General features: G+C 57.9%; 8 protein-coding genes. 7 read left to right on the forward strand and 1 reads right to left on the reverse strand.

Annotation, left to right across the window (positions count from 1 at the left end):
* The first annotated feature begins 129 nt into the window (after positions 1 to 129).
* From CYR52_RS16355 to CYR52_RS16385, 7 genes are all read left to right on the forward strand, one after another.
* The gene (locus CYR52_RS16355; RefSeq protein WP_072933286.1) at positions 130 to 582 is read left to right on the forward strand and encodes a MarR family winged helix-turn-helix transcriptional regulator; all 453 of its coding nucleotides are present in this window, start codon (positions 130 to 132) and stop codon (positions 580 to 582) included.
* Positions 579 to 2273, forward strand: a complete 1695-nt coding sequence (locus tag CYR52_RS16360) for an MFS transporter (RefSeq protein ID WP_072933280.1) — start codon at positions 579 to 581, stop codon at positions 2271 to 2273. Before CYR52_RS16355 ends, CYR52_RS16360 begins: the two co-directional genes overlap by 4 nt.
* A complete protein-coding gene (locus CYR52_RS16365; RefSeq protein ID WP_072933282.1) occupies positions 2270 to 3376 on the forward strand; it encodes an HlyD family secretion protein in 1107 nt (368 codons plus the stop codon). Before CYR52_RS16360 ends, CYR52_RS16365 begins: the two co-directional genes overlap by 4 nt.
* Positions 3373 to 4764 (forward strand): efflux transporter outer membrane subunit, encoded by a 1392-nt coding sequence (locus tag CYR52_RS16370; RefSeq protein WP_101828958.1) that lies wholly within the window; start codon positions 3373 to 3375, stop codon positions 4762 to 4764. The genes CYR52_RS16365 and CYR52_RS16370 overlap by 4 nt, the downstream gene beginning before the upstream one ends.
* Positions 4765 to 5567: 803 nt before the next feature.
* Positions 5568 to 6023 (forward strand): hypothetical protein, encoded by a 456-nt coding sequence (locus tag CYR52_RS16375; protein WP_072929667.1) that lies wholly within the window; start codon positions 5568 to 5570, stop codon positions 6021 to 6023.
* A 146-nt stretch (positions 6024 to 6169) separates the two neighbouring features.
* Positions 6170 to 6679 carry a DUF2778 domain-containing protein gene (locus tag CYR52_RS16380; protein ID WP_101828959.1) on the forward strand — a complete coding sequence of 170 codons (510 nt, stop codon included), beginning with the start codon at positions 6170 to 6172 and terminating at the stop codon, positions 6677 to 6679.
* Positions 6660 to 7160, forward strand: coding sequence for a hypothetical protein (locus tag CYR52_RS16385; protein WP_101828960.1), 501 nt, complete (start codon positions 6660 to 6662; stop codon positions 7158 to 7160). The genes CYR52_RS16380 and CYR52_RS16385 overlap by 20 nt, the downstream gene beginning before the upstream one ends.
* 52 nt (positions 7161 to 7212) lie before the next feature.
* Here the strand turns inward: CYR52_RS16385 and CYR52_RS16390 are convergent, their stop codons facing one another.
* Positions 7213 to 7644, reverse strand: a complete 432-nt coding sequence (locus tag CYR52_RS16390; protein ID WP_101828961.1) for an Hcp family type VI secretion system effector — start codon at positions 7642 to 7644, stop codon at positions 7213 to 7215.
* Positions 7645 to 7783: the final 139 nt, after the last annotated feature.

The raw sequence follows: 7783 nt of genomic DNA on the forward strand, positions 1-7783 counted from the left end.
GGGCGCCCGTTTCCTGTCCCGCATTAATCTATTCACTCCGTAAATATAAAAATTAACTTATCGATAGTTGCGTTATGAATTTCTCATGATATTTTTAGTTAGATATCTAACTATGTGATGCCTATCTTTATGTCTGATGCGTTAACATTCCTGCCTGACCCCACCCAGTTTTCCCGTTTGCTGCACTTCACGGCCCGTGCCTGGCGGCTGGCGATCGATCGCCGGTTAAAGGCGCAGGGGCTGAACCAGGCCAGTTGGGTCACGGTCTCGACCATTGCCGGGGCCGACGCCCCGCTGACCCAGAGTGAGCTGGCCGCCGCACTGGGGCTGGAAGGTGCCACCGTGGTCAGCATGATTGATAAGCTGGTGCGCCAGGGGCTGGTGGAACGGGTCATGACGCCGGAAGACCGCCGCAAACGGCTGCTGGTGGTCACTGACGCCGGGCAGGCGATGTACCGCCAGGTGAAAGGCGAGGCGGATGCGCTGCGTGAAACCCTGCTGGCTTCGCTTGAAGGGGAAGACCTGGCGGTCACGATGCGGGTGCTGGAAACCCTGCGGCAGGCGGCCGAACAGAGCCGATGAAACCCTACATTGTGCGTGAGTGGGCGCCGCATGAGCGCCCGATGATGCCCGGCTCGCCGTCCACCCCGTTGCACCCCTGGCCGAAACGGCTGGCGTTCGGGTTTGTCGGGATCCTGGTGGCGATAACCGGCAGCCTCGGCAACGCACTGGTCACCGCCAACCTCACCAACCTCCAGGGGGTGTTCGGCGCGTTCAGCAACGAGGTCGCCTGGCTGCCGGCGGTGTATGTGATGACCAACATCTCCATCAACCTGCTGCTGGTGAAGTTCCGTATGCAGTTCGGCCTGCGGCTGTTCACCGAGGCGTTTCTGCTGCTCTACGCGCTGGTGACCTTTTTCCACCTGTTCGTCAACGATCTCGGTTCCGCCATCGCGGTCCGGGCGGCACACGGCGCGGTGGCGGCGGCACTGAGTTCGCTCGGCATCTACTACATGATCCAGGCCTTCCCGGCCAAACACCGGCTGAAAGCGCTGGCGATCGGCATCAGCGCGTCGCAACTGGCGATCCCGCTGGCGCGGCTCTTCTCCGCCGGGCTGCTGGAGCTGAACGAGTGGCGCGGCCTCTACCTGTTTGAGCTGGGGCTGGCGCTGCTCTGCTTTGGCTGCGTGCTGATGCTGAAACTGCCGCCGGGCGATCGCTATAACGCCTTTGAAAAGATGGACTTTGTGACGTTTTTCCTGATGGCGCCGGGCATGGGGCTGCTGTGCGCGGTGATCTCGCTCGGCCGCTATGACTGGTGGACCAGCACCCCCTGGCTGGGCTGGGCGCTGGCAGGGGCCATTGCGCTGATTGTCGCGGCGGTGCTGGTGGAGCACCGGCGTAAAAACCCGTTGCTGAATGTGCGCTGGCTCAGCAGCGGCAGTGTGCTGCGCCTGGGGCTGACCATGGTGCTGATGCGCATCGTGCTGTCGGAGCAGAACGTCGGGCCGATCGGGTTTTTGCAATACCTCGGCCTGCAAAACGACCAGATGACGGCGCTGTCACTGGCGGTGCTGCTGGGCGTCATCGCCGGGATCACGGTGAGCGCGCTGACCATCAAACCCACGCAACTGGAGTGGCCGCTGGTGGTGGCGCTGGTGCTGATGATCATCTCCGCGCTGCTCGATTCCCAGTCCAATACCCTGACGCGCGCGCCGCAGATGGTGGTCAGCCAGTTCATGATGGGCTTTGCCGGGGCGCTGTTCGTTGCCCCGGCGATGTTGTCGATTATCGGCAGCGTGGTGGCGGAGCCGCGCAACCTGGTGAGCTTTGTGGCGGTGTTCGGCATGAGCCAGAACCTGGGCGGGCTGATAGGCTCGGCACTGCTCGGCACCTTCCAGATCTGGCGCGAAAAATACCACTCCAGCATCATCGCCGATAACCTCAGCAACCTTGACCCGCTGGTGATGGAGCGCATCAACGCTTACAGCGCCGGGCTGAGCGCCACCCTGGGCGACGCCACCCTGCGCGGCGCACAAGGGGTGGTGATGTTGCAGGCCGCCGCGACCCGTGAAGCCAACACCCTGGCCTATAACGACGTTTACCTGCTCACCGCCTCGATTGCGGCGGGCACGCTGATCTGGCTGTTAAGCCGTTTTGCCCGCAAGCAGTGGCGCGCCCGTCAGGCGCGGCGGCAAGCGGCCTTGTCTGAAGCAACATTGTCTGCATCAACGCCGGCGGCAAAACCCGCCGGTTCAACGGAGGGTTCATGAGTCAGGATGTTATTGCCCCAGCACCGAAAAAAAGCCGGGCCAAACGTGTTGCCACCATCGCGGTGCCGCTGCTGATTGCCTTGGCCGGCGTGCTGGTGGTGCTCTATGCGTGGCAGTTGCCGCCGTTTTCACCGACCCGGCAGTCCACGGAGAACGCCTATGTGCGCGGCCAGGTCACGGTCATCAGCCCGCAGGTTAACGGCTACATCACTTCGGTGCGGGTGAATGATTACGATCAGGTACGCAAGGGCGACCTGCTGATGACGATTGATGACCGCATCTATAAGCAGCGGCTGCATCAGGCGCAGGCGCAGTACGCGATGAAACAGGCGGCGCTGGCGAACAACCGCCAGCAGCGCGCCAGTGCTGAGGCAGCGATTGCCCGCAGTGAGGCGGCGGTGCAGAACGCCGGGGCGCAGGCGCTGAAAGCCCGGCTTGACCTGAAACGGGTCGAGGATCTGGTGTCTGACGGGTCGCTGTCAGTACGTGAACGTGATGCGAGCCGGGCCGCCGCTGCCCAGGCGCAGGCGGATGTGGCGCAGACCAAAGCCGCGCTGGAGATGGCGAAGCAGGATGTCCGCACCGTGGTTGTCAACCGTGCCTCGCTGGAAGCGGATGTGGAGAACGCGAAGGCGGCGGTGGAGCTGGCAGAGATCGACCTGGCCAACACCCGCATTCTGGCCCCGCGTGACGGCCAGCTCGGGCAGGTGAGCGTGCGGCAGGGGGCCTATGTGGCCGCCGGGACGCACCTGACGGCGCTGGTGCCGCAGCAGCTCTGGGTGGTGGCGAACATGAAAGAGACGCAGATGGCGCAGGTGCGCGTCGGCCTGCCGGTGACCTTCAGCGTGGACGCACTGGATGGCGCGGTCTACCACGGCGTGGTGGAGAAAATTTCCCCGGCGACCGGCTCTGAGTTCAGCACCATCGTGGCGGACAACGCCACCGGGAACTTTGTGAAGATCGCCCAGCGGTTGCCGGTGCGTATCCACATCAATGCGGACGCGGCAGCGCGCGCCCGGCTGCGGCCGGGGATGTCGGTGGTGGTGAACATCCATACTGACCAGCCGGCCCAGCCGGTGCCGCCGCAGGAGCGTGCGCCATGAGGAAACCACTGACGCTGTTGCCGCTGGCGCTGTTGCTGGCGGCCTGTGGCAGCAGCCATGTCGACCCGGCCACGCCATCGCTTGTGATCCCGCCGCAGTGGCGCGCGCCGCTGGCGCCGTCGTCGGCCAGCGGGCATGACTGGTGGCAGGGATTTGGCGACCCGCAACTTAACCGGCTGGTGGATCAGGCGTTGCGCAACAACACCGATATTTTGCAGGCGCGTTCCCGTGTGGATGAGTATCAGGCGCGGGTGCGGGCAGCGATCGGTGACCAGTTGCCGACGGTGGACATCGGCGCAAACGCGGTGCGCCAGCGCACGCTCTCCTCAGTGACCGGCCAGCAGGCGCGCAGCACGGTGTATCAGGGCACGCTGCAATTCAATTATGACGTGGACTTATGGGGCGGGCAGCGCAGTGCCACCGAGGCCGCGCGCGCCGGCCTGGCGGCGCAGCGGGCGGCGGCGGATGCAGCAATGTTGCAGGTGGCCGCGTCAGTGGCCTCCGGCTACCTGACCCTGCGCGGGCTGGATGCGCAACTGGCGCTGACGGAGGCGACGCTCACCTCGCGTGAGAACTCCCTGACGCTGGCGAAACGGCAGTATGAAACCGGCTACAGCTCGCGGCTGGAGTGGGTGCAGGCGGAGTCGGAGTACCGGGCGACGCGTGCGCAGATCCCGCAGTTGCAGCACCAGATAACCGAGCAGGAGAACGCGCTGGCGCTGCTGCTGGGTGCCAACCCCGGCCCGGTGGTGCGCGGCCCGTCGCTTGACCAGCTCACCGTGCCGCCGTTGCCGGCGCGGTTGCCGTCCACACTGCTTAACCGCCGGCCGGACATCGTGCAGGCCGAGCGGTTGCTGGTGGCCGCGGATGCCACGCTTGCCGCCTCACGCGCCAACCTGTTGCCGTCGCTTAACCTCACCGCAAGCGGCACATTGCAGGAGCGCACGCTGGAGGAGGTGCTCTCCAGCCCGTTCCGCCTCTGGTCACTGGGCGGCAGCGTACTGGCCCCGCTGATTAACCGCGAGGCGCTGAATGCGCAGGTGGATATCTCAATGGCGGCGCGCAACCAGGCGTTGTACCAGTATGAGTACGTGGTGCGTAACGCCTTCGTGCAGGTGAACAACAGCATCGACGCCATCACCCGGCTGGGTGAGCAACTCACCGAAGCTGAACAGCAGCAACAGGCGCTGGGCGAGGCGCTGCGGATTGCGCACAACCGCTATACCAACGGGTACGCTTCCTATCTGGAGGAGCTGGACGCGCAGCGGGCGCTCTACAGCACCCAGCTGACGGTTCTCCAGCTTAAAACCAACCTGCTGCTGGCACAGATTGATTTGTGGCAGGGGATGGGGGGTGGATGGGAGAGGGGGGCAGGCAATGATGCCTGAGGGGATCAGGCGGATGCCTGAGAGATCCGATTAGGATCGAGGTTTGTTGCGTCGGCTGTTTTTCTTAGATCGGCGAAGGTTGCGTTGGCATACTTCCGCATTCTTTCTGCGATCCCGCTGCCGCCACCGCGCAAGGGGCGTGTAAGCGCCCGCCCCTTGCATCCCCGCGCTTTCGGTGCCCTGGCTGAATCATTGCCCGCTCTCGCGGGTGCCCTCACTCCGCCTCCGGGCTTTTCGGGCCGCCGCAGACACGCTCCCGGCGTGACTGCGGCTCTCGCACACATCCTTGTGTGCTCGCCCGGCCCTCCGCCTCCACTCGGCAATGATTTTTACGCCCCCACCAGACTGCAAATCTTTGGGTATGTAAGGAAGGAATAGGTGGAGGGTATCTGTGTGTTTTATATGCTCACCCGGCCCTGCGTCCTCGTCGGCAATAATTTAATGCCCCCACCAGCTTGCAAATCCTTGGGTATGTAAGGAAATGGTCGGTGGGGGATTTTTGTTCGCATGGTGAATTTGAATCGGTCGGCATCTCTATTCGGCAATGCTATTTATGTTTTCATCAGGCGGATCATTAATCAGTGACCTCTTACATTTCCCCATTTTTTCTCACGGTCCTCGTTGAGGATTTTTATATTAGCGCGGCTAAAAAAATGAGGGGAGTCTGGCTTGTATCCCGTTTGTCGGCTGCTAGTTTTTGCTTAACCGTGAGTGAGAAGCGAAGCGGTGAGTCTCCGGCGGTGTGCCGGGTATTGGGGTAAGGGCTGTTTCTCCTGCGGGCGGGGAGGCAGTGGGGAGGCACTATGGAAAAAGATGTAACCGATTTTCTGGTGATTAAAGATGTGGTTTTCTGGCTGATTATTGGCTTTGTGACCCTGTTTTTGGTGGTGACGCTGAAGGTTATCCGGCGGAGCCTGGCAGACAGTAACTGGAAGATGAGTGAAGCGATCAGTGAGCTGGAAGGCACCCCGGCGGCACCTGCCGCGCCCGGTGAGCCTGCGGGGGAAGGCCAGGCGATGGTCACGGCGGCGTCGGGTAAACCGGTGATGGTCGCCAGCTCCAGCCGGTTAATTGCCCTGATCGGCGGTATTATTCTGGCAGCCATGTACCTCGGCACCGGGTATTACATGCTGTTCGCCGTATTCTACTTACCGGAAGACGTAAAACGCATCGATGAAATTAACCAGTTCTTCGTGATGGGCATGACACTGTTTTCACCCTATGCCGTCAATAAACTCTCAAATATGTTTAAGGGGTGATAAAAGAGCACAACGCCACGGTTATTTCACTTTTCCGAAAAGTTAATGCGCAATTGATCATGATCAACGCACTGGTATAATGAAATGGCGCCTTGGAATTATCAGGAATAACATTGTTTTACTTTGCTTCATATAAGGTAATTTCAATGGCGCTACAAGGAAAGTTTATTATCAATGATGCTGACTTCTCACCCTTCACCCTCTACGGGGTGGGGACGTTTATGGCGTTCTCAGGTAAAGACGCTTATCGTAATCACGGTGGTTGTTTTAGGATTCCAAAATTTGGCCCGCTTCCCCCTGGTAAATATTATATAGTTGACAGGCCGCAAGGAAGTATAAAAAACGTAATTCGTGCTTGGGCAATAGATACCTTTAACACAGCATTCCGTTACTACGTTAATCATGCAGAGTGGTTCGCATTATATCGAATTGATGGAGTGATTGATGACAAAACCATAATAGATAATATCGCAAGAGATGGGTTCAGGTTACATCCGGGTAGAATTTCAGAAGGGTGCATCACCCTGCCACATTATTCAGATTTTAACGCAATAAGGAATGCTTTATTCGCGACAAAAAAAGAAGCAATACCGGGGACTTCCTTAAGGCATTACGGAATAATTGAGGTGATAGTAAATGGCACCACTTGCCCGTAACGTGCTGAAATGGATTTTCTTTATTGTAATATTTTTTGCTTTAAGTGAATGTAAAGCTGAGCGATTGACAAGTGATTTTTTTATGGATTTCATTGCGAATAAGATTGCTTGTTTTATACTGGACGCCCCAGAAGGGGAGAGGATGTACTATGCCTATAGTTATACTATTATGGGTATAAATCTTACTCTCGCTATTGCTATTTATTCTTTGTTTATACAAATTCTTTCCATAAGGAGTAATCGTGAAAGAAAAATAATACAACATTTATCAGGATTTTTAAAAGGATTTATTGTTAGGCTGGTAAAGGTATTGTTGTTTATTTCTGTCTTTAATATGCTGTTATTAGCGGTTGAGTTTACGGGTTTTAATCCAGAACCTAATAAATACTGGGTGGCGTTTATTATAGTAATGGATGCTATTTTTAGTATTTGCGCTTGTGTTTTTGTTTGTAAATTTTTTTCTAAATTGAAATGTATATAATTGGGTCGTGAAATATAAAAAAATGCCGGGGAGATTATCCCCGGCTTCTTATTTACCGTTGGTTCCAATCGTCCGTATATTGAACGTTACCGTCTACATATTTCCAGGTAATACGCTCGTACATCAGAGAAATGGATTCCTGATGATTAATAGCCGACGCTCCCGCAAGCTTAACGCTTGGCATCCCTGGGTGGATTGAAACAACCTTCACCCCCTCCAGGAACATAATGAAATAGACCTCTTCCTGCCCGGCGTCGTTAATCCGGTACCAACGGATTTCAGCTGATTTCAACGTCTGGCCGGTGGCTACCGCTTTGTACAGGTACGGGCTTGAGGCATCGAACTCTTTTTCAAGACTCATGGGGGAGTGGTTACGGGTTCCGGTAATCCTGCCGGTGCTGCTGTCAGCAGGGATGCTGAGTCCATGGCTGAACCCAAGCACCTCAATGCTGCCTTCCCGCCCATGCACGTCAACATCACCTATTTCCTTACATACTGGCGGTTTTGCAGAGGTGGTGGGGGCATTAAAATTATTGCCGACGAGGACGCAGGGCCGGGTGAGCGGGCAGGACGCCCGCGAAAGACGCCCATGACAGGGACTGTCATTAGCGGCGGCCCGAAAA

The organism is Chimaeribacter arupi, assembly GCF_002858805.1.
GTDB classification, from domain to species: domain Bacteria; phylum Pseudomonadota; class Gammaproteobacteria; order Enterobacterales; family Enterobacteriaceae; genus Chimaeribacter; species Chimaeribacter arupi.

What these genes read in the sequence shown, in the direction of transcription:
- CYR52_RS16355 (WP_072933286.1), top strand. Translation starts at nt 130, where the DNA reads ATGTCTGATGCGTTAACATTCCTGCCTGACCCCACCCAGTTTTCCCGT.
- CYR52_RS16360 (WP_072933280.1), top strand. Translation starts at nt 579, where the DNA reads ATGAAACCCTACATTGTGCGTGAGTGGGCGCCGCATGAGCGCCCGATG.
- CYR52_RS16365 (WP_072933282.1), top strand. Translation starts at nt 2,270, where the DNA reads ATGAGTCAGGATGTTATTGCCCCAGCACCGAAAAAAAGCCGGGCCAAA.
- CYR52_RS16370 (WP_101828958.1), top strand. Translation starts at nt 3,373, where the DNA reads ATGAGGAAACCACTGACGCTGTTGCCGCTGGCGCTGTTGCTGGCGGCC.
- CYR52_RS16375 (WP_072929667.1), top strand. Translation starts at nt 5,568, where the DNA reads ATGGAAAAAGATGTAACCGATTTTCTGGTGATTAAAGATGTGGTTTTC.
- CYR52_RS16380 (WP_101828959.1), top strand. Translation starts at nt 6,170, where the DNA reads ATGGCGCTACAAGGAAAGTTTATTATCAATGATGCTGACTTCTCACCC.
- CYR52_RS16385 (WP_101828960.1), top strand. Translation starts at nt 6,660, where the DNA reads ATGGCACCACTTGCCCGTAACGTGCTGAAATGGATTTTCTTTATTGTA.